Origin of the sequence: Vibrio sp. 10N.247.310.24, assembly GCF_041467175.1 — a bacterium.
GTDB lineage: Bacteria > Pseudomonadota > Gammaproteobacteria > Enterobacterales > Vibrionaceae > Vibrio > Vibrio tasmaniensis_A.
The window spans coordinates 22485-42977 of the sequence record NZ_JBFSUD010000034.1; the positions used below are offsets into that span (position 1 = coordinate 22485).

Here is a 20493-nt window from a genome sequence, read left to right on the forward strand (position 1 = left end):
TGATGAGGTCTGCACGGAACATTACTGACCATGCACTCTTTGCAATTCGATGATGAAATAATAAGGAGTCTAAAAAGCGACCGCATGAGAGAGGGTCTTAGAATAACTAGGAAAAATTCTTAGTTCAGAATTGGGAGTCAAGAAAGCGTGAACAGCATCACTTTATTTAAAATGTGTTATGCCGTGAAGAGGTATTGGAAAGGTGTCGTTAGTTAAGGTATTTAATAGGTGCCCCAAGCAAACTAAACATCGATTGTATTGAGCAGTTGATTGAAGTCTAAAGTGGCTAATAAAAGCCACATTAGATTCGCTTTACGGTATCGTAACCTAAACGATAAATAATAGAGTTTAATTATTCTTAGACACACCCAACTTATTCAGCAACGACGGAAACCCCCAACCGTTCTCGCCTTCGACCACAGGTTCTCCGGTCAAATACTCAAACAGCGTTGGCGCTAAAGATCCGTTAGCTTCGATTTTCAATTGCTGAGACTTATCGCCAATTGGCGCTCCCCAGAATCCGATGAAGGCATCTTTCTCTAAGTAATCCTCACCAGCATGACGACCCGGCACCTTAGTGTTATAACCAATTCCCGCTTTAGGGAACAAGTTAACCGTGCCAGCCCTATCTTCAAGGTAGATATTAGCCAGTTGATTCACTGAATCTGGTCGAGGTGTTGGTTGCGTTAATGAAGTCCACTCAGTACTGCTACACCACGTTGTCACATCCGCTTTAACCGCTCGGTTAATACACTTGTCGACCAATTGAGAATATTGTGAAAAATCAGCTTCGCTTGGTGATGCTAGGTATGGATTTAACCTTTGCGTATTGAGCAAAATCGGCGCTCGGTTGTCTTCCAATGACTCATAGAAAAGCTTGTCACCTTCACGTGTGATCAATTCATCAACCCGTTTTAAATCACGATTGCCAATCACACGAACAGCACAACGTTGTTGATCACATGTGCTTTCTCTTACGACCATATAATCAAGACTTTCAGGCAAGCGTTGCGCTATCTGATTAATGATGTCGATATTCTGACCAGCTGACGCTGCAATCGGAGACCACTGCGTGAGTTCTTGGTAAACAGGCTGAACCTGCCACCCTTGAGCCGAATTAAAGAAGTCCATCATGAAGTTACCACCAGCAGTAGAGGCGACCACCACATCCAATTCCTTCGAGCTTGGGTAGCTTAGAGCATTGGTGATTTTAGGCCCTTCACCCTCGTCTGAAGATATCTTCTTAACCACAATTGGATACTCTAGCTCTGCTTGTAAGCCTTCAAATACCTGCTTTTCGGGATTGAGCGCGTAGAACACCGGCGTTAAACCATGATCCCCTGCCATTCCCCATAGCGTTTTATCGTAAACGCCTGCACTGCGGTAGGTCGCTTCAATCTGGCGAATCCAATAGTCCAGTCGGTTAAGCTCTCCAGTCGGCATCAGAATTTCGTCACTAAAAGGACCGGTAAAGTGTGCGAAGTGATCCGGCCATGGGTTATACACCAAGGTGTAGTCTGGCATCCCTTTTCCATCTAACTCGGCAAACTGAGTGATCGACTGTTTTACCAGAGCTCTCTTTGAAAACTTAGTGAAAAAATCAAAGCCAGATATAGACTGATACGCTTCAATATCTTCAATCAAGGCTTGACGCTTTTCTTGCAAAACCACTTCGACTTCTGAACGTTCTTGAAGCTCTTTCACGCAGCGTTTCTCACCATAATCACGCAGTGACTCACCCAAACCTAGGTTTACTAGCCCGTCGTAAGTAGTATGAGCATTCCAATCATATTGAGCGTTGCAGTTCAGCGTTTTCAGGTAATCAAGGCGATCAAACATGGTCTGCACCTTGTTGTTTGCCATCAACACATCCAACTGCAGGGCATCATTGCCGAAGAAGTAATAAGCTCGGTCGATCTCTCGGTCAACAAAGTGGAAATTAGGGATACCCGTACCACCGTTACCAGACACTTTTGCGCCCGTTTTGATGATCGGTAGATTACGTACGCTGATTGTTGGAGTTGAAGAGATACCCACTCGGCTAATATTGTCTCGATGCTCTTGATAGAGATTTTTGAAGAACGGAAGATAATTCGGATCACGGTAGGTTTGTTCAGACAGAACTTCCATGAACCTCACCTGCTGTTGATGTTCAGGTTCAATCACCGTTTCTAACTGAGGTTTATATTGCGCTCGGTTTTTATGGTTCTGATAAGCAACCGAAATGAAAGGTGAATCTTGATCGACCAACCCCTCAATCAATCCTTGCTGTAAACCATCGACGGTCACCTGGACCGAAAAACGTTTGTTCTGTTGGGATTCTAAGAATTGAATGAGCGCATCAGGCTGGTCACTGAACGCTTGCTGCATCCACTCATCGAGCGCTTCTGCACGTTCTTCTTTAAACACAAACTGTCGGTAAGCTTTAAGCAAGTTTAAGCGCACAAAATCAATGAGAGTGATGGTAAGAGCTTGGGCTTTGTTATTCGGCTTATCAGCGTTTTCTGGTTTACCATCTTCTGCAATCGCCAACATTGCAGACTTCATGTCGCCGTCATCCATTCCCAATGCCGCTTTACCGATCAAATCAACGATGATCGGTTGAATCTGAGCGATGATCGCTAGATCTTTAGGGCTATTGGTTAAGTATGTGTAATTCGCAGGGAGCGTGTCCATATCCTGCCAAACACCAATTTCGAATAACGCATCGTAGATAACCACCATGTTAGCAATGAACTGTTCATCGATACGAATACCTTCATGATGTCCCGTTGCTTCAGTCGAGGTATCTGGCTCGTGATGCTCTGAGGTTGGCTTATCTCCAACATGATAGAGGCTATGTTCAAAGCCCTTTAGCGCCTGCTTATCATAAACCGTCGACAAGTAAGATTTGAACACATCTTCACTGCCCAAGCCTGAATAGCGGTCGTAATAACTATAGAGAAAATAACCCAAAGGAATTGAGTACGTCGGGTTAGATAACTGAGCAACGACTCTGGCTTTTGTTTTGACATCTAAAGGGAGAGCGAGAATATACGCATCTAATGTAACGCCACCAATCGTGAAAAGAGCCGCATCACGAGTGAGTTTGGCAGAATAACTTAGGCTTGAAAGCACCTGATTTTTCAACACTTCACTGGAGCTAAAAACGCCACCAATGACGGGCGTTGTTGATATATCAGCGGCACTCGGAGCTGACGTAACCGCCAACGATAAGACACTGAATAAACTGGCGTAACTGCGAACGTGAGAATAAGAGCTCATCAAATTTCCTTTAGATCAACACACTTCTATAAATGCGACTTATTGTTTCAGTTTGCATTTATTAGTCAACCTATGAAAACGTTTGTTTTCTGATTCGAAGAGCTCAAATACTCTTACAATCGCTTACCGCTACCGTCTTCCCACATCACTTCGCATTCGTCTTTAATGGCCGCTTTCAATAGTTCAACTAACGGGAAAGCTCGGCTACCGATATTAACAGGCGCTTCAACAACTGCTTCTTCACTGTCATCATCGGCATTTTCTTGCTCTACCAGCTTGCTCTGCTCAGCGGCGATCGCAGCACGCAAATTGCTTAACGCTTGAGAAACCTCTGAAGCATCAATTGCTCCTGGGATAGTGCCACTATGTCCAAGCATCTTAACGAACTGAAGACCGACTTCACCAAACATCGTGACGCTAGCATGAGCCTTGCAACTAAAGGTAATTAACATTCTGAGCCTCTATCAAATTTAGGTATCTATAAACAATAGCTATCTACAAACTATGTTGAGTAACGCATTGGAAAGCAAGTAGATAATAGCCAAGTAACTTCCTGCAACTAGAACCTTGATTGTTTCACTCTCGGATACATCCGCACCGTTAGTGACGCGCATCACTATTTATTGTGAGTCACTCATCATTTAAATATGAAACCTTGATAGTAGTCACACTAAAAAGGTCACTAACACTCTGCTATGACTTTTATTTCATCTACTATTAACATCAATTATCAAAATCTTTGGCACAAATCACATGAAAAGGCTCGTCGGCAGACACCTAGAAGAAATGGCGGACATACGATCCACTCGCAAGCAAAAAATTGTCCACTCCTTTTCACTGGCTGCCGCTGCGTTATTCACATTCTACACTTGGGCTTACTTCCAAGGTCAGCATTACACGCTGTCAATTTTCGAACTGTGTTTTGCACTTATTGCTATCTCCAATGCATTTTACGTAAAAAAAGTCACTGCCGCTGAGTATTCAGAATTGATTCTAAGTGGTGTTCTGCTCGTTCAAGGAGTCATCCTATTCTTGTACAGTCACGCCATTCCCGAGCGGACACTCTGGCTCTACCCGATTTTGGCTGCCGTCATTTTCATAAACGATTTCAGAATTGGCATTATATTCAGTACCTCATTTTGTGTATTTATCAGCACCTTGATTACAGCGATGCCTAGCAGCTTTTCTTTACCTTTTAGCAGCTCACACCGGTTTATTCTTAGCTTATTTACAATGAGCTTGGTATGTCACACATCAGCTTATTACTACACAAAAGCCGTCAGTTATATTCAACGCCTATATAAAGAGGGGATTGAAGATCTGGCCTATAGAGACCAACTAACAGGCTTGGCAAACCGTTGGAGCTTTGAACGCTGGGCGACAGAAAAACTTGCGACAGTGGATAGTGAACGCTCACTGACTGCATTAGTTTTTTTGGACATAGATGACTTTAAAGGCATTAATGATAGCTACGGGCACGACGTCGGAGACAGTGTTTTGCAGCATTTTGCGAATCGTTTGAGCAACAACATCCGAACCAGAGACAGGGTAAGTCATGAATACGATTATTCGATTGCGCGCTTTGCTGGAGATGAGTTTGTTTTGATGCTCTACGATGTACCAACTCGCAAGGATCTAGACGGTATTTTAGATCGGATTTGTGGGCTATTCGAAAGTGGTTGCCAGACAAACGAGAGAATCAAGGAATTGACACTCAGTGTTGGGGTTTCGTTGTACCCGCAAGATGCTCAAGAATTACATGAGCTGACGAGATGTGCTGATAAAGCGATGTATGTTGCCAAACATTCAGGAAAAAATCGATACGCTTATTATCACGATAATCCCGTATCAACCTTGATAGAAGAGCTACCAACGAACCTCGCCTTCTCAGAATCGGAATCATCTGAGCTTGAAGGTTGTCTTGAAGCGAAGGTCGAAGGGAGCAATGTTACGTTATTAAAAACGCGTCCACGCTAGCCTGCCATATACATGGCCCATAAACTCACTAAGCCAATAACAATAATCCATACGACTTGTCGTACTAAATTTCGGTTTTCGTTCTTAGATTTAGCAACGGTTTTAAAAGCGGCTTGCTTGGCCGAGTGTATAAAAGGCCCATCTGCTTGGTGCTTTCTAACACGGCGCTTAACCGCTTTATTCGCAACCTCTGTAAAACGCTGACCTTGCTCCGTTGTAAAATCGTTATCAAAGCCCATCCGACCTTGCCTTTCGCCATGTTTTTGCTGTACTGCCATAGCGGCCTCCTTGGCGGTCTGCTCTCTATTCAAGTATAGACATAATTTCATATTCTTACCTGTTCAAAATTTTCGAATAAGTCACTCAACACTGTGCCATCTTCTTTTTAAATCAAATTACATAAACTACAGCTATTCAAGTTTATGAGGATTTCAAAATGACGAGTGTAAGAGCAGTAGATCATGTGATTGCAGCACACGCTACCTCCGATGGTGATGGCGTAAAAATACAAAGACTCGCTGGTTTCAATAACACGCGTTTCTCTCCATTTTTAATGATTGATGAACTTAAGTCGGATGAAAGCAAAGATTATATTGGCGGCTTTCCTCCACATCCTCACCGTGGGATAGAAACGCTCACTTACATGCTGCAAGGTCACTTCCAGCACAAAGATCACATGGGGAATGTTGGAGAGCTTCGCAGCGGTGGTGCACAGTGGATGGCCGCGGGTCGTGGTGTGATTCACAGCGAAATGCCAATGATGGAAGAAGGTGTACTTCATGGATTTCAGATTTGGATAAACCAGCCTGCAACACACAAAATGCAACCAGCGCAATATCACGACTTCCAAAGTGAAAGCATCGCGGAGCATCAAAGTGAACAAAATGGTTTATTGAGAGTTATTGCTGGTGTATTCGAACTGCATAACCTAGCTGACCATGATGTAGAGGCTTTACGAACGCAAGGCCCACTGCAACAAACAGGTGTGCCGTTAAGCGTAGCGGATTGGCGATCTCATTCTGGGCAAAAAATAACATTAGGGATAGATGTTAATCACAATGCCATGACTTACGTGTACCGAGGCAGTATTAAGATCGGTGATAAAGTCATCAACCAAGGTCAACTTGCGTTACTCACTAAAGCTGACTTGCTGTCTCTGAGTAGTTTAGAAGATTCAGGTGTACTGATTTTTTCTGGTGAGCCGATTAATGAACCTGTTGCGCACTATGGTCCGTTTGTCATGAACTCGATGAAAGAAATTGAACAGACGATTCAGGACTACAACAATGGCGTTTTTGAGACTTACTAATTGACGACGTCTTTGCGCTTTTAGCTTTGAATTGAAGTTAAAGATTGAAGATTGAAGATTGAAGATTGAAGATTGAAGAGATTTTGCAACGAACAACAATTTGGTCATCCATTTGATGACTGTAAAAACAAGTGACACTATCCACTGCCGGTTATTATCACTTATTTAACCACGCTCCTAGAGCGTGGTTTTTTTCTATTAAGCCATAGATAAACGATACTCTGGTTGAACGAACTCAGGCCTTCCTACAAGTATTCACACAGGTAAGCTGTCGCTTCTTTAACCTGTAAATCGAATGAAGAGTCACCCGCAACGTCAAAAGACTCACCAGATTGGAATGTCGTCCAATCGTCATCGCCAACACGCTTTACAATTAAAGCACCTTTAACAACAGTCATCTTTTCCGGAGCTGCAGTACCGAATGTGTATTCACCAGCGGCCATCACACCAACACTCACATCAGCACCAGACTGGTTAAACGCTAACGACTTAACACCGCCTTCAAAGTATGTATTTTCTTTAATCATTGTACTTCCTTGTTATCTCAAAATTGCATTACTAGGCTCAACGAATAAGCCTATGCGTAAATTTAGGTGCTAATTGTTTTAACCAATTCGAGACTGTCCTACAAGAAATAAATGAATATAGCTTAGGATCTGTTGACCTTTCGAAGTTAAATTTCGTTCGAGATGAAATCATTTTAGGCGTGGCATTGGGTATACAACCTAATCATTCTAAGTAAATATTCCTTAACAAAGCATGAAGACTGAATGTGTGGGTAAAAAATCACTGAGGCAGTTTGATTCAAAAGAACATTCGATCCTGCTTCTAACTCTTATAAGAACCTTTGCAACCTATCGTTTTATTTTATAGAATCATCACCAGTATGAGTAACTAAAATGAAGAGATAATGGCTAAAAATACCACGAAAAGCAGCGATATATTGGCCAATTCGTTACTCTACGCCTTCTTAATGGCTGGCTTTATGATTGCCCTCTCCGTCGGCTATTTTGGCTACCAAGCCTACCAAAAATCTGTAAGCCCAAGTAACGTCCATGGCACATGGATCGAGATTGGTGCTCCACCTTACAAAACAGATATTCTTACACTTTCCGATGATGGTGTGATGATGAACTATCGTTTCATCAGTACCTCGTTTGATTTTGATGGTAACGATGTCACGATCAATACAGGTTCAGGCCCAACGATTTATACCATTAGCGGTACCTACAATTCACCTCGTTTAAAGCGGCTAGTGCCGAACACACCATCCAAACAATTCATAAAAGAAGGGTATGAAGATACTGTAGCGGGTGATACTCAAGGACTCATGCAGCAACGACGCTCAGTATTAGCTGAACAATTCAAAAAATAATACTTTCAACAGCGCTTTGTTTAGTAACCCCTCTTACATCAATACTCCCTGCCCCTTACAAGCACCGGTATGACGTGCTTCAGATTGTGATGCCGCTTCAGTTTGCGATATTTAATAATAGCTTACCGCACTTTTTCATAACTTCATGTCGTGTAATTTCACTTATGAGACTTTCCTTCTGAGTGCGGTTTTATTTTATAAAACATGGACTCAGCCTCTCATTCATTAAGCAACAGAATTGTAACAAGATACAATTTTTTAGTTGTCCATCGAAAACGGATTTATTTTCAGTCATGAAATTAAAACTCTCTCGAATACTGACGGGGAAGCTCCTTCAAAACTGACGGGAGCCTATTCTAGGACCACTTGGTTCTAAACCTTCAAGGAATGAGAGAAATAGTATGATTCGTATAAACACCTGTGCTGCGAGTATTGCTCTAGCGCTATCTGGTACGGCATTGGCCGCGCCAACAGCACCTAGCATTGATATGTACGGTTCCAACAACCTACAGTTTTCTAAAATTGAACTCGCGATGGAAACCACCTCTGGCTACAACCAGATGGTTAAATATCACGATAAAGCAAAAGTCGACGTTAAGTTCAACCAATGGAGCGGAACGTCAGGAAACACGTACAACATCTACTTTGATGGCGTTAAAGTAGCGACGGGCCCAATCACTGGAAGCCAAACCACGGCTTCATTCGAATACGGCCAAGGCGGCTTATTCGATATGGAAATTGAAGCATGTGACGAAACAGGCTGTGCCAAGAGTGCACCCGCTCAGATCACAATCGCAGATACCGATGGCTCACACTTAGCGCCGCTTGCGATGAATGTGGACCCGAACAACAAGTCATACAACACAGATCCAAACACGGTAGTCGGTACTTACTTTGTTGAGTGGGGCATCTATGGCCGTGATTACACAGTCGATAACCTACCTGCTGACAATTTGACCCATATCCTTTACGGCTTCATCCCAATTTGTGGTCCTAACGAATCAGTGAAATCAGTAGGCGGTAACAGCTACAACGCACTCATGACAGCGTGTCAGGGCGTTAACGATTACGAAGTGGTGATTCATGACCCATGGGCGGCTTTCCAGAAGAGTTTCCCTCAAGCAGGACACGAATACAGCTCACCTATCAAGGGTAACTACGCGATGATGATGGCGCTAAAACAGCGTAACCCTGATTTGAAGATCATTCCATCGATTGGTGGTTGGACGCTGTCTGACCCATTCTTCGACTTCACAACTAAAGCTAACCGAGACACCTTCATTGCATCGGTTAAGAAATTCCTTAACACGTGGAAATTCTACGATGGTGTAGATATCGACTGGGAGTTCCCTGGTGGAGGCGGTGCGGCGCCAGACCTTGGTGACCCTGTGAATGATGGCCCAGCTTACATTGCACTGATGGCAGAACTTCGCACTATGCTTGATCAACTAGAAGCGGAAAACGGTCGTACTTACGAGCTAACTTCTGCGATTGGTGTCGGTCACGACAAGATCGAAGACGTGAACTATGGTGAAGCAATCCAATACATGGATTACATCTTCGCAATGACTTACGACTTCTACGGCGGTTGGAACAACGTGTTAGGCCACCAAACAGCACTGAACTGCGGTAACTTCATGCGCCCGGGTCAATGTGATGGTACAGGGCTAGATGAAAATGGCGAACAGTACACAGGCCCAGCCTACACTACAGACAACGGCATCCAATTGCTTCTTGCGCAAGGCGTTCCAGCGAACAAACTTGTGGTTGGTACAGCAATGTACGGTCGTGGTTGGGAGGGCGTATTACCGTCATCACTTTCAGATCCTAGCGATCCAATGACAGGCGTGGGTAATGGCAAACTAACCGGCAGCTCTGCGCAAGGCGTATGGGAAGATGGCGTTATTGACTACAAAGGCATAAAAGCGAACATGCTTGGTGCAAACAACCAAGGCATCAACGGCTTTGAATATGGCTACGACGAAATGGCAGAAGCGCCTTACGTTTGGAACCGTACTTCAGGCAAGTTGATCACATTTGATGATGACCGCTCAGTGAAAGCAAAAGGCGCATACGTTCGTAGCCTTGGCCTTGCGGGTCTATTCTCTTGGGAAATTGATGCGGATAACGGCGATATTCTGAATGCGATGCATGAAGGTCTAGCAGGTGGAACTACTGACCCTGTAAACCGTAAACCAACCGCAGCAGCGGGCGCAGACAAATCAGTTGAAGGCCCAGCGTCTGTCTCTCTAGACGGTAGCACTTCAAAAGACAGCGACGGTACGATTGCGAGCTATGCTTGGTCACAAGTAAGCGGAACAGCCGTAACTCTGGCCAACGCGAATGCGGCTGTTGCAAGCTTCGATGTGGTTGAAGTAGCACAACAAGAAACACTGACCTTTAGCCTAACCGTGACTGACAACGAAGGTGCTACGTCCACCGACACCGTTGTGGTAACGGTAAACCCTAAAGACACAGGTCCAGTTAATACCGCTCCAGTAGCTGTGGTTACGGCTCCGACTGAAGTGAATGCGGGTGATGTAGTCGTGGTTGATGCTTCGGCTTCGAGCGATGCAGACCAAGACACACTGACCTTCACATGGGATGTACCTGCTGGTATTGATGCAACAGTTCAAGGCGCTTCAGTAAGCTTTGTGGCGGCGGAATACACGCAAGACACGGTACTGAACTTCTCTGTGACAGTGAGTGATGGTACAGATACATCAGTCGCGGCTACTTCAGTGAAAGTCCTGAAGAAAACCACAGGCGGCGGTACGTGTACTAACGCTTGGGATTCAGGCGCGGTATACACTGGCGGCGACCAAGTGACTCAAGGCGGTAAAGTTTGGGAAGCGAAGTGGTGGACAACAGGTGAAGATCCAACAACGACAGGCCAATGGGGCGTGTGGAAAGAGATCGGTCCAGCAAACTGTGCAAACTAAAAATAGGGTTTTGATAAACGCTAACTAAGCGTCGACTAAACACCTAAAAGCAAAGGCCAACCAGATAATGTCTGGTTGGCCTTTTTAGTGTTTGTTTTCTTAATTGGCGTTCTACTTGCTTGATTCGTTAAACTTAGCCAATCAAGTTATCAAAGCTCTCGAACACTTGCGGGCACTTCATCACTCGTCCGTGGCCTTGACCTTGAGTCGCGATTAAGGTGACACGATCCATTTCATTAGCTGCACGCTGAGAGACATCAAACTTAGTAAACTTGTCTTGCTCATCATGAACAATGATCGTCTGAGACTCACGAAGCGCTAGCTTTCCATAGGGATCCACAGACTGAATTGGGTAGTTAAACTGCTCTTCTACTTCTCCGACTACCGCCTCAAACAGTTTCATTGAGTAACCAGAACGAGCAACACTGCCAAATAGGTTTTCTAGATAATCCAGTACAGGTGCAATCAGCAATAACGGCTTGTTTTCCAATTTAACGTGCTTACATTCCAATGCAGAAGCGGTACCCATGCTATGACCGACCAAACCTGCTACCTCTCCCACTGAATCGAGAATGGCTTCAAGACCGTTCACAAACGCAGGGATATGACCATGTACCCCATCACTGCCACCATGAGCAGGATGATCGTAAGCTAGAGCCGTAAAACCTTTAGCTGCGATATGTTCCATTAAAGGAAAGAACTGACTCGCGGTGCCTGACCAACCATGAGTTAACACCCAAACTGGACCGGTACCCAAAGAGTAGGTTTTTAAAACACCATCACGACCATTGATTTCACTCTTGACCAGCCCTTGTGGATCGGCATTTTTTTGCTCGGTACGCATCGGTGTGAGCAGCAGTTTACGTGCCGTTTTCTTTGCATGACTTGGCGCTAAAATGTAGTGCAAATTAGTTGTAGCGCCAATCAAGCTGCGCTTGAAGCTGAATTTGTTCGATGTATTGAAATAGATTTTGTCACTCATGACCGTTCCTTGTATCGCCATCATTACTGGCGGATCGAGCTCGGCCCTAAAATCGAACGACCGTGCTATTTGTTAGTATAAAAAATGGCGCTAGCGCTGTTTATGACTGCTTGCCGCCACTTCTCTTAAAATCTTTTGCAAACCTTAACTAAGCAAGGTCACATGCTTTGCGAATTCCATGATTTTCGAACTTCATGATTTGCGAGCTAAGTGGCTTACGAGTTAACCTGCTGTATGTATTAAACCGCTTTCCAACTGGCTACCAAGCGTTCTACACCACTCCAAAAATGGGTGTGGCTCGCTTGTTGACCTCGTAACGAGTAGAACAAGTTCGCACTCAAATAAAGGCCATATAACTCAAAGGTTGCCTGTTTTGGATCTAAATCGGCCCTGAACTGTTTGCTCTCAACCGCTTTCGCTACCTGAATCGTCAAGTAATCAATCCACACTGAAATGGTTTTCTGCAGTGCCTTCTGAATCACAGACGTTTCGCTGCCTGCATCTTTCCAAGCATCAATAAACATACAGCTGCCTTGGAATGAATGATTCCAACCCAACCAATTGTCGAGCAACTGTTTCAATTTCGCTTCGATATCACCATCCCCCAGCTCTCTTGCGGGAATAATGACTCTCTCAGTGAATATGGCGTTGGAGTACTCGAGTACAGAGAGTTGCAGGTTCTCTTTAGAGTTGAAGTGCGCAAACAATCCACTCTTAGACATGCCACACTGCTTGGCTAACTCACCAATCGTCAAACTCTCGAGACCATTCTCACTCGCAAGCGCGAATGCATGGCTCAAAATATACTCTTTGGTTATCTTTCCTTTGCTCATTATTCACCAACAATAAATCTGATTCTTTATTTTTAGCACGTTCGTACTTTTTTTCAAGTTTTTTACTTAACCCTTGGTATTCATTTTGTCTTATCAAAGAACTGTGGAAAAATGCGACAGTATTCAAAGGGAATTGAAATCGACTAACAAAGGAAAAACAATGAACACACTTTGGGAACAGTTTGCGTTTTCGGCGTCGGTAACAGGCCCTATCTGTTTAATGCTGTTTCTTGGTGTGATGCTCAAGCGAATCGGCTTAATCAATGACAATTTCATTGATGTCGCATCTAAGGTGGTCTTTCAAGTCACCCTACCCGCGATGCTATTTCTGAGTATTGTTCAATCGAATCACAACTTTTCAGCCAGTAGCGCGTTAGTTGCGTTTGGCGTCATCGCTAACTTTGCCTTTTTCTTGTTCACGATTTTCTCAACCAAGTTAGTATTTAAAGGTTCGAAAGATCAAGGTGTGATTGTCCAAGGTGGATTCCGCGCTAATACCGCGATCATCGGCCTCGCCTATGTGGCTAATATCTATGGCAACCAAGGCGTGGCATTGGCGGCTATCTATGTCGCATCCCTAACCGTGCTGTATAACATTCAAGCCGTGATTGCACTGACACCCAAAGGCGAAGACACTGGCGCGAAAGCGATTAAAGTAATCGCCAAGTCGATTACCAAAAACCCATTGATCATCGCTATTTTCTTAGCGGTCGTCTTCTATGCGCTTTCTATCCCTATCCCAAAAATGATCACTGACGCTGGTCAATACTTTGCCAACATGACGTTGCCGTTAGCACTGCTATGTACCGGTGGGTCGCTCGATATCAGCTCGCTCAAACAAGAAAAGTTATCGACGTGGTTTGCCTCTAGCTACAAGTTAATTGCCTCACCGTTACTGATTACATTGGCGGCTGGGTACTTAGGATTTGAAGGGCTCGATCTTGGGCTTATCTTCTTGATGAGCGCAGCACCAACAGCAGCGGCAAGCTACGTTATGGCTCGTGCGATGGGAGGAAACTCAACACTGGCGGCTAACATCATCGCGCTTACTACTGTTGTTTCTCTTATCACTTGTACTCTCGGTATTTTTGTACTTACTGCAATGGATTTAATATAGCTGCGACAGGCTTCAAAAAACCGACACAAGCCTTGAAACAAAGGTCATAAGCCTTGATTTAGGACTAACTGGTTGGGCATAAAGACTGCTAGATTTCGTAAAAATTTTACTAAGAGATCTGATATGTCTTCCGTTCAACATACGCCTTCACAACACATCGCCAGTATCGAGTTAGGCAGAGTGATTGCTATCTTGGCGATCATTGGTTTGCACGGCCAAATGGCACTCACTTATTGGCAAATAGATGAGGTGCCTTGGATCGGTTATGTGCTCAACCAAACCGCTCGTTTTGCCGTGCCTCTGTTCTTCCTTATTTCAGGCTATCTGATTCAACCTAAGCTCACAGCATCACCTTGGACAGCCTTCATCAACTACTCCAAACCACTACTCAAAGTTTGGTTGGCATGGAGCATCATTTGCTTAGTGATGCCATTCAATCTCGCGAAAGTAGAAGAGTTTGGCTATCTAGGCGAACGTGAAGGCTATTGGGGTTTCTTAATGAATACCCCACTCAACTCTTTCTTAGAGGGTGGGTTGGTACATTTATGGTTCATTCCCGCCCTTGTGTGCGCGGTTTTGATCATCGCCTTAATGGTAGAGATGAAACTCGATAAGCTTTTACTACCGGTGGCCATTCTGCTTTACGTCTATGGTGTATTGGCGGGCAGCTACACAAGCTTAACCGACCTTAGTGCCCCTTTCTTCACGCGTAACGGTCCGTTCTTCAGCACGTTAATGGTGACCTTAGGTTTCCTCATTCGTCAGCATCAATGGAAAGTGTCCTCAGCCAAAGCATTAGGGTTATTGGCGTTAGGCATGGTCATCCACTTTGCCGAAGCGGCATGGCTAACCCAATTTGATATCGCCTTTAATATTCACGATTTCTTGTTTGGTACAGCTTTGTGGGGGATTGGTGTGTTCATGTGGCTTTTAGCTAATCCAAACATCGGCGATTACGCATGGCTTCACGCTATCTCGAATCGTATGCTGGGTATCTACGTTTGCCATCTGTTGATCATTATTTTGCTATTCAATGTCTGCGGAGTATTGGGCATCACTGAACTCGCTAAAGACATTACCGTGTTCTTCGGCACCTTTACCCTGAGCTTTATATTGATCGCTGGTATAGAAAAAACGCCACTGCGCCACTGGTTACTTCGTTAGTGCTCATCTAGCCAACGACGTATTACAGGCCTAGTGACAATCCTCAGTCTGTAATTTGCCTTGATGCAACATTCTTTTCTGCAACGAGGTTCGCCTTGCCAGTGAAAGCACTAACTCGCTTTCACTGGCAACTTTAAACTTCAACATCCCTTTCCCTCTTATGCGTTACTCTCTTTTAACCACTGACGTGGCGACACACCCGATACATGCTGAAATGCGCGTGAGAAACCTGAATAACTGTTGTAACCGACTTCATCGGCAACCCAGTTGATGGGCTTATTTTGCAGTAGCAGAGATTGAGCAACGGAAACACGCCACTTTTGCACGTAATCTCCCGGTGTTTCACCCACCTCACGCTTGAACGCCTCAATAAACTGAGTACGAGACATCAAAGCCAGTGACGCCATTTCTGCAACCGAAAAATGACGAGCAGGCAACCGGTGAATAGCGGTCACCACAGCAGCAAGCCTTGGGTGTGCAAGAGCAGAGAAAACGCCGCTATCGATTTTTTGTTGTTCAATGAGATGACGAAAAATCAACGCCATCAACGCATCACTCAACTTGTCCATTAGGTATTGCTGCCCTGACGATTGTTGTCCTGAAGATGCTTGCCCCGACTCTCGAAACAGCACCTCAATCACAGGCATTAAGTTCGGTGCATCTTCAAACGGAATTACTATCATGTCGGGCAGAGCCGATAATAAAGGATTCATCTGCCCTGAACGATACTCCACGTTCGCACACACAAGCTCTGCACCTTCTCCCACACCTTCAATTACATGTGGTGTGCTATTCGGCAGATAAATAATACAGGGCTGAGAAAGCTGCCTGCATTCCGTATGAGCACCAGATAAGGTCAACTCCCCCGAACTTAATACATGAAGGTGCCCTTCTTTGCCTTGTTGCGCGTTAAATGACGACACCCCACACAGGTTTCCAGAATAGAAAACGCCAGTGCGTATCGAGAAGTGTTCCATTAATTGTGACAGCAGATCCATGCACCCTCCGAACGATTCGCTTAGTTTTTAGTTCTTTTGTCCCTCTATAGACCGGACGAGTGGGCTAAATTATTTCAAACAAGATAACCAACACTGACAAGGAACTTGATATGTCACACATGAAATCGACCAGTCAAAAAATCACTCTATTGGCCGCGTTACTAGGAACCAGCTTTTCGTTAATGGCAGCAGACCTTGATATGAGTGTCGACAACAATGATCTCGCCATTAAAGGTTATGACCCTGTTGCTTACTTTGCCAATGAGGGGCCAGTTAAAGGCACATCTGAATTCACAGCGACTTATAAGAATGCGATTTATAACTTTGTGAGCAGTGAAAACCGAGATGAATTCCGATCTAACCCATCGGCTTATGCACCTCAATATGGTGGCTATTGTGCCTTTGGTGTGGCAATGGGTAAGAAATTTGAAACGGACCCACTAGCTTGGAAAGTAGAAGGTGGGAAGCTGTACTTAAACTTAGATAAGTCAGTTCAAAAGCGTTGGCTGGAGAATACGCAAGAATTCATCCAAGACGCCAACAGCAATTGGACCACGATCAAAACCGTCGAAGCCTATAAGCTCTAGGTTTTAAGTTCTAAGTTATAAGTTCTAAGTTCTAGCCTTCAACGTTTATCCATTGCCCACGAACAAAACGGAAGAAACCGAACGCTTCCGTTTTTATTTTCACGGCTCAAATACAAATAAGCAGCCAATTATTGATAACACCAAGATAAACAGCGATGTAACGCTCAAACCAGAGAGAAATCAGTGCGATTTCAGCACGAATCAAAACCATTTTTATTCTATACTCCTAAAGATAAGCTTTTCTTTTCATGGAAGAATAATGATATTACCTAGGATTTTAGCAATCGGACTCTATGCTTTATCAACACTGACTTACGCTGCTCCATGGCAGTTCGTAAAAAGTGAAGATGGCATCATCATTGATAAGAGACCTCACACTGAAGGCTTGGTAGAAATACGAGCACAAATGCAAACGCCCACCACTTATTCTGGTTTTTTGCTGTTATTGGAAGACAGCGCGAACGTGCCAAACTGGATAGATAACGTATCGGAAAGTCGTGTTTTGATGCAGATATCTGAGGATGAAAATATCGTCTATACCCAGTTCAAAGCGCCTTGGCCTGCCAGAGATCGCGATATGGTGACCTACTCAAAATACAGCATCGAGGATGGGCAGTTTGTCTTGTCGATCAAGGATGCGTCTGATTATTTGGCGAAAGAGTCGGGGTACATTCGAATTTATGATGTAGATGCCTTATGGACTCTGCAACCGCTCACCAATGGTAATACCTATATCACCTATACCGCTTACGCGAACGCAGGTGGCATCCTGCCAAATTGGTTAATGAACAAATTATCGATTGATAGTGCACTGAGCACGTTTAAAGGGCTAAAAGAACAATTACAGAAGTACCAAGGCCAGCAGCACCCTAACCTGCCAAGTGAGTCTCGCTAGCGATACCAGTCGATGGGTAGATAACTAGGTAGCTAAGTAAGTGGTAGATAAATACTAAGGCCTTCTAGCGAGGTCGCGAGCTAAGATAAGTGCTAAACCAAACACCTGAAGAAACAGGGCAATATTCTTGTAGAAAGCCATTTTTTCATCGAGCCTTTGGATTAATTCAACCAAGGTCAGATTATCCAAATAGTAGTCATCAATTCGTGCTCGTTGGGCTTCTTGAGCACTGTTTATCAGCATCATAAGCTTGGGTAAATTAGCCAACGAGATGGCTGGCACCTCCTCACTCACCCAACTCCGGAGTTGGCCGCGCAGCGCTTCATCGAGGATGGTGGCAGGTTGAGCGGTTTCTGTTGAGGGTTTATCTAGGTGGATCAGAATGGCTTCACGCTTGCGCTCTAAGGTTTCGATCGTATTCCAGGCCAGTTGTATTGAGTACACATTACCGTATTTACGATCGTTGTATTCCGATTTTTCCGCTTCAATTTTGTCGAGCACCAAGCTCGACATGACAATAGCCATGACGTTCAGTATGAGACCTGCAAGGACAATCGCCCAAGCAGGGGGAAGGCGCAATGCCATAATGCTCCCTAGAACATTTTATCAAAAGGTAGGTAAGCTAAGTTTAGGACAATCAAAGAGATCATGCAGATAAGCGTCAACACCATGCCCACTTTTCTACCCTTTAAGTTTTTTGCCAGAATACCTTTTGCATGAATCACACGCCCCAGAATAAATGCAACACCAATGGCATGAATAAGCCACACACTGGCACCATTCATCTCCAAAAAGCCCATCAAAATAACCGTAATTGGGATGTAATCCATTGCATTACTTTGTGCGGAACGTGCTATCTGTAGCGACTCAACACCGCCATCTGCATGAGCAACCAGATTGATTCGTCTTTGCTTAATGACTTCTATCGCCAACCAAATCATTACGACCGTCAGCAAGGCTGCGTAAAGTGCTGTAACCATTATATTTTCCTATTACTTTGAGTTTGTTGAGCGTATTTCGCTCACCTATCGACGGATGAGTTCGACAACGAATGATATTCGCGCCCGAAAATTTGTAAGAGATCTCTCACACCGAACGTAAGAGATCACAGTCAAGCTTCGCAGAAAAAAGAAAAATTACAAACCCAACCCCTTGTTTTATATGAATCCACGCATATTTATTTTAGTTAGCGAGGATATTTATTTCCTAAGGCTAATTGCGAATAAAGCCTCCAAAGTGTTTAATACTCATGTCGACAGGGAGTTGGCAGGAACAGGAAAAAGCCTAACGGATTAGGTATCTTCAGGATGAAGATTTGATGGCTTAGGATGAGAGATCAGCAAGGAAGTTTTACTCTAGGATAGAGTCACTTGTCAGGATGATGAGTTAGCATGGACACCGTTAGGAAGGCGATGGATTGGATAGGTTAAAGGATTTAGCCAAATCAAGGAACGATGCAAGGAGCATACGTGACCTTATTAAAAAATAAGTAACAACGTCAGTAGCAGGATGGCTACGAAAAAGAATAAACCCCGTTTGGTGAAAGCCAAACGGGGTTTCTTTTTTCAACGTCGAAAAGCTATTAGTAACTGATCGTTCAAATAGTAGCTAATCGTTCAAATAGTAGCTAACCGTTCAAAGCCACGTTACAAAATAATGTTCATCAAAAACATAGCACCAAACGCATTCAATACTGAAATCGCGATCATCACAGGGATATAACGACCTTCAGTACCAATTGGTCCCATGATGCGTCCCATATATTGCACCTGAGAACCCATCAAGTAGATAGCTGGCGCCAAAATAGCAATATGGTTGCCGTTCAGAATGCCTTGGTCAAACAGCGTGATAACCACACCGACTGCACCACCCATCGACATCCACGCGCCAATCAATACTGCTGCCGCTTCACCCGGTAAACCAAATACCGCCATGATAGGTGCAAACACACTACCCATCAGATCCAGTGCACCCGTAATCTGCAACGCCTTAATAATCACAAACGCCATCAGAACATTAGGTACTGTAGAGGTTGTCGCGATAACCCAGCCTTTTTTAGCACCTTCAACGAAAATATCAGTAACCATTGGTTTCTTCGCTTTAACTTCGCTCATTATGCTACTTCCTCTTCCAGTTTTTGTTCTTTGTCTGATTTTGTTTTGTCTTCTTTACCTTCAGTAATATTGAGGTAAAGGCGGAATAAGTTCGCACCAACAAACTTGAAGATAAACATCACCGCAACAGCAAGACCTATTGACGATGTCACTGCCAAAGAACCATCCATCGCCGTTAGAGTGAACAACACCGCACCTGAAGAGAAAAAGTTAACTATCGCCGCACCCGCAGTAAACTGGAACATGGTGAACACATCGGTTTCACGCTTAGTCAAATGCCCTTCATCTTTGAGCTGACGTGTCATCGCAGCACCCGCATCGGTACTTTGCAGAGAAGCAATCAGTGCCAAGCCTGAGTTGCCCGGAATACCCATTAAAGGACGAAGTAGTGGAGTTAGTAGTTTACGAGCCGCGTCCAGTGCACCGTAGTGCTCAAGTACGTTGATCATACCCAGTGCAAACATCACGGTCGGAATAAGTGTCAATGCAAAAATGAAACCGTCGCGCGCACCACTACCGCCTTTACCACGCAGTGACGTCGTTGCCGCTTGGATACCATCAGCCGACTCACTCACATCGTAAGCGACCTTACCAAATGAACCGTTGAGCGTCGTAAAATCGAGCACTCCATACCATTCATTGGACTGCATTAAGCCTGAAAAGAACACAATCGCGAACGCGAGTGCGATATAGCTGCCGATCGTGACTTTACGATCGGTTTTGGTTGGATTAGTCATAAGGACCTCTATACATCTCGCTTATGTGGAACAGAACACGTATAGATAGTGCAAACTAATGAGCAAAAGGTTAATGACCAAAATCAAATAGTGCATCGGTTTAAATAGAAGAACCAAAGCAACATATAAAACTGTGATTCAAATTTTAAAGTAGAGGTATACGCTAAAAAAATTAGAATACTTCTCATACAAAACTAAA

19 protein-coding genes are annotated in these 20493 nt (G+C 44.2%); 8 read left to right on the plus strand and 11 right to left on the minus strand.

What is annotated here, in order from left to right; genetic code table 11:
- Window positions 1-348: 348 nt before the first annotated feature.
- Window positions 349-3264, minus strand: coding sequence for an alkaline phosphatase family protein (locus AB6E08_RS12430; protein ID WP_372064607.1), 2916 nt, complete (start codon window positions 3262-3264; stop codon window positions 349-351).
- 113 nt (window positions 3265-3377) lie between these two features.
- Complete coding sequence (locus tag AB6E08_RS12435; protein WP_372064609.1) at window positions 3378-3716, minus strand: DUF1840 domain-containing protein; 339 nt, start codon at window positions 3714-3716, stop codon at window positions 3378-3380.
- Window positions 3717-4050: 334 nt separating this feature from the next.
- On the opposite strand from AB6E08_RS12435, the gene AB6E08_RS12440 reads away from it, so the two are divergent.
- Window positions 4051-5241 carry a GGDEF domain-containing protein gene (locus tag AB6E08_RS12440; protein ID WP_102582608.1) on the plus strand — a complete coding sequence of 397 codons (1191 nt, stop codon included), beginning with the start codon at window positions 4051-4053 and terminating at the stop codon, window positions 5239-5241.
- Here AB6E08_RS12440 and AB6E08_RS12445 read toward each other — a convergent pair.
- Window positions 5238-5519, minus strand: coding sequence for a hypothetical protein (locus tag AB6E08_RS12445; RefSeq protein WP_009846127.1), 282 nt, complete (start codon window positions 5517-5519; stop codon window positions 5238-5240). The genes AB6E08_RS12440 and AB6E08_RS12445 overlap by 4 nt on opposite strands.
- Window positions 5520-5677: 158 nt before the next feature.
- Between AB6E08_RS12445 and AB6E08_RS12450 the strand changes: the two genes are divergently transcribed.
- Window positions 5678-6550 carry a pirin family protein gene (locus tag AB6E08_RS12450; protein WP_372064611.1) on the plus strand — a complete coding sequence of 291 codons (873 nt, stop codon included), beginning with the start codon at window positions 5678-5680 and terminating at the stop codon, window positions 6548-6550.
- A gap of 245 nt (window positions 6551-6795) precedes the next feature.
- On the opposite strand, the gene AB6E08_RS12455 is transcribed toward AB6E08_RS12450, so the two are convergent.
- Complete coding sequence (locus AB6E08_RS12455) at window positions 6796-7077, minus strand: pyrimidine/purine nucleoside phosphorylase (RefSeq protein WP_009846125.1); 282 nt, start codon at window positions 7075-7077, stop codon at window positions 6796-6798.
- A 383-nt stretch (window positions 7078-7460) separates the two neighbouring features.
- Here AB6E08_RS12455 and AB6E08_RS12460 point away from each other — a divergent pair, with 383 nt between their 5' ends.
- Both AB6E08_RS12460 and AB6E08_RS12465 read left to right on the plus strand, forming a co-directional pair.
- Window positions 7461-7925: a DUF2850 domain-containing protein gene (locus AB6E08_RS12460; protein WP_372064613.1), complete on the plus strand. Its 465-nt coding sequence runs from the start codon at window positions 7461-7463 to the stop codon at window positions 7923-7925.
- 401 nt (window positions 7926-8326) lie between these two features.
- Window positions 8327-10867 (plus strand): glycosyl hydrolase family 18 protein, encoded by a 2541-nt coding sequence (locus tag AB6E08_RS12465; RefSeq protein ID WP_372064615.1) that lies wholly within the window; start codon window positions 8327-8329, stop codon window positions 10865-10867.
- A 133-nt stretch (window positions 10868-11000) separates the two neighbouring features.
- On the opposite strand, the gene AB6E08_RS12470 is transcribed toward AB6E08_RS12465, so the two are convergent.
- On the minus strand, window positions 11001-11849 hold the full coding sequence (locus tag AB6E08_RS12470; RefSeq protein ID WP_371707002.1) for an alpha/beta hydrolase: 849 nt from the start codon (window positions 11847-11849) through the stop codon (window positions 11001-11003).
- A 239-nt stretch (window positions 11850-12088) separates the two neighbouring features.
- Window positions 12089-12682, minus strand: coding sequence for a TetR/AcrR family transcriptional regulator (locus AB6E08_RS12475; protein ID WP_004732750.1), 594 nt, complete (start codon window positions 12680-12682; stop codon window positions 12089-12091).
- A 160-nt stretch (window positions 12683-12842) separates the two neighbouring features.
- On the opposite strand from AB6E08_RS12475, the gene AB6E08_RS12480 reads away from it, so the two are divergent.
- The gene (locus tag AB6E08_RS12480; protein ID WP_372159961.1) at window positions 12843-13799 is read left to right on the plus strand and encodes an AEC family transporter; all 957 of its coding nucleotides are present in this window, start codon (window positions 12843-12845) and stop codon (window positions 13797-13799) included.
- 123 nt (window positions 13800-13922) lie between these two features.
- A complete protein-coding gene (locus AB6E08_RS12485) occupies window positions 13923-14963 on the plus strand; it encodes an acyltransferase (protein WP_009846119.1) in 1041 nt (346 codons plus the stop codon).
- 158 nt (window positions 14964-15121) lie between these two features.
- Here AB6E08_RS12485 and AB6E08_RS12490 read toward each other — a convergent pair whose 3' ends face one another.
- Window positions 15122-15961: an AraC family transcriptional regulator gene (locus tag AB6E08_RS12490; RefSeq protein WP_102257673.1), complete on the minus strand. Its 840-nt coding sequence runs from the start codon at window positions 15959-15961 to the stop codon at window positions 15122-15124.
- A gap of 110 nt (window positions 15962-16071) precedes the next feature.
- Here AB6E08_RS12490 and AB6E08_RS12495 point away from each other — a divergent pair, with 110 nt between their 5' ends.
- Both AB6E08_RS12495 and AB6E08_RS12500 read left to right on the plus strand, forming a co-directional pair.
- Window positions 16072-16548, plus strand: a complete 477-nt coding sequence (locus AB6E08_RS12495) for a YHS domain-containing (seleno)protein (protein ID WP_009846117.1) — start codon at window positions 16072-16074, stop codon at window positions 16546-16548.
- A gap of 259 nt (window positions 16549-16807) precedes the next feature.
- Window positions 16808-17443 carry an START domain-containing protein gene (locus AB6E08_RS12500; RefSeq protein WP_012601207.1) on the plus strand — a complete coding sequence of 212 codons (636 nt, stop codon included), beginning with the start codon at window positions 16808-16810 and terminating at the stop codon, window positions 17441-17443.
- A gap of 54 nt (window positions 17444-17497) precedes the next feature.
- Here the strand turns inward: AB6E08_RS12500 and AB6E08_RS12505 are convergent, their stop codons facing one another.
- The 4 genes from AB6E08_RS12505 to AB6E08_RS12520 all read right to left on the minus strand — a co-directional run bounded on the left by AB6E08_RS12505 (window position 17498) and on the right by AB6E08_RS12520 (window position 20294).
- Window positions 17498-18028, minus strand: coding sequence for a hypothetical protein (locus AB6E08_RS12505; RefSeq protein ID WP_009846115.1), 531 nt, complete (start codon window positions 18026-18028; stop codon window positions 17498-17500).
- An 8-nt stretch (window positions 18029-18036) separates the two neighbouring features.
- Window positions 18037-18423: an MAPEG family protein gene (locus tag AB6E08_RS12510; protein ID WP_009846114.1), complete on the minus strand. Its 387-nt coding sequence runs from the start codon at window positions 18421-18423 to the stop codon at window positions 18037-18039.
- Between the two features lie 666 nt (window positions 18424-19089).
- A complete protein-coding gene (locus tag AB6E08_RS12515; protein ID WP_004737023.1) occupies window positions 19090-19557 on the minus strand; it encodes a YjiG family protein in 468 nt (155 codons plus the stop codon).
- The gene (locus tag AB6E08_RS12520) at window positions 19557-20294 is read right to left on the minus strand and encodes a nucleoside recognition domain-containing protein (protein ID WP_009846112.1); all 738 of its coding nucleotides are present in this window, start codon (window positions 20292-20294) and stop codon (window positions 19557-19559) included. The genes AB6E08_RS12515 and AB6E08_RS12520 overlap by 1 nt, the downstream gene beginning before the upstream one ends.
- Window positions 20295-20493: the final 199 nt, after the last annotated feature.

Excerpts from the sequence above, each read along its gene's own strand:
- AB6E08_RS12430 (WP_372064607.1), bottom strand. The coding sequence starts at position 3,264 with ATGAGCTCTTATTCTCACGTTCGCAGTTACGCCAGTTTATTCAGTGTC.
- AB6E08_RS12435 (WP_372064609.1), bottom strand. The coding sequence starts at position 3,716 with ATGTTAATTACCTTTAGTTGCAAGGCTCATGCTAGCGTCACGATGTTT.
- AB6E08_RS12440 (WP_102582608.1), top strand. The coding sequence starts at position 4,051 with ATGGCGGACATACGATCCACTCGCAAGCAAAAAATTGTCCACTCCTTT.
- AB6E08_RS12445 (WP_009846127.1), bottom strand. The coding sequence starts at position 5,519 with ATGGCAGTACAGCAAAAACATGGCGAAAGGCAAGGTCGGATGGGCTTT.
- AB6E08_RS12450 (WP_372064611.1), top strand. The coding sequence starts at position 5,678 with ATGACGAGTGTAAGAGCAGTAGATCATGTGATTGCAGCACACGCTACC.
- AB6E08_RS12455 (WP_009846125.1), bottom strand. The coding sequence starts at position 7,077 with ATGATTAAAGAAAATACATACTTTGAAGGCGGTGTTAAGTCGTTAGCG.
- AB6E08_RS12460 (WP_372064613.1), top strand. The coding sequence starts at position 7,461 with ATGGCTAAAAATACCACGAAAAGCAGCGATATATTGGCCAATTCGTTA.
- AB6E08_RS12465 (WP_372064615.1), top strand. The coding sequence starts at position 8,327 with ATGATTCGTATAAACACCTGTGCTGCGAGTATTGCTCTAGCGCTATCT.
- AB6E08_RS12470 (WP_371707002.1), bottom strand. The coding sequence starts at position 11,849 with ATGAGTGACAAAATCTATTTCAATACATCGAACAAATTCAGCTTCAAG.
- AB6E08_RS12475 (WP_004732750.1), bottom strand. The coding sequence starts at position 12,682 with ATGAGCAAAGGAAAGATAACCAAAGAGTATATTTTGAGCCATGCATTC.
- AB6E08_RS12480 (WP_372159961.1), top strand. The coding sequence starts at position 12,843 with ATGAACACACTTTGGGAACAGTTTGCGTTTTCGGCGTCGGTAACAGGC.
- AB6E08_RS12485 (WP_009846119.1), top strand. The coding sequence starts at position 13,923 with ATGTCTTCCGTTCAACATACGCCTTCACAACACATCGCCAGTATCGAG.
- AB6E08_RS12490 (WP_102257673.1), bottom strand. The coding sequence starts at position 15,961 with ATGGATCTGCTGTCACAATTAATGGAACACTTCTCGATACGCACTGGC.
- AB6E08_RS12495 (WP_009846117.1), top strand. The coding sequence starts at position 16,072 with ATGTCACACATGAAATCGACCAGTCAAAAAATCACTCTATTGGCCGCG.
- AB6E08_RS12500 (WP_012601207.1), top strand. The coding sequence starts at position 16,808 with ATGATATTACCTAGGATTTTAGCAATCGGACTCTATGCTTTATCAACA.
- AB6E08_RS12505 (WP_009846115.1), bottom strand. The coding sequence starts at position 18,028 with ATGGCATTGCGCCTTCCCCCTGCTTGGGCGATTGTCCTTGCAGGTCTC.
- AB6E08_RS12510 (WP_009846114.1), bottom strand. The coding sequence starts at position 18,423 with ATGGTTACAGCACTTTACGCAGCCTTGCTGACGGTCGTAATGATTTGG.
- AB6E08_RS12515 (WP_004737023.1), bottom strand. The coding sequence starts at position 19,557 with ATGAGCGAAGTTAAAGCGAAGAAACCAATGGTTACTGATATTTTCGTT.
- AB6E08_RS12520 (WP_009846112.1), bottom strand. The coding sequence starts at position 20,294 with ATGACTAATCCAACCAAAACCGATCGTAAAGTCACGATCGGCAGCTAT.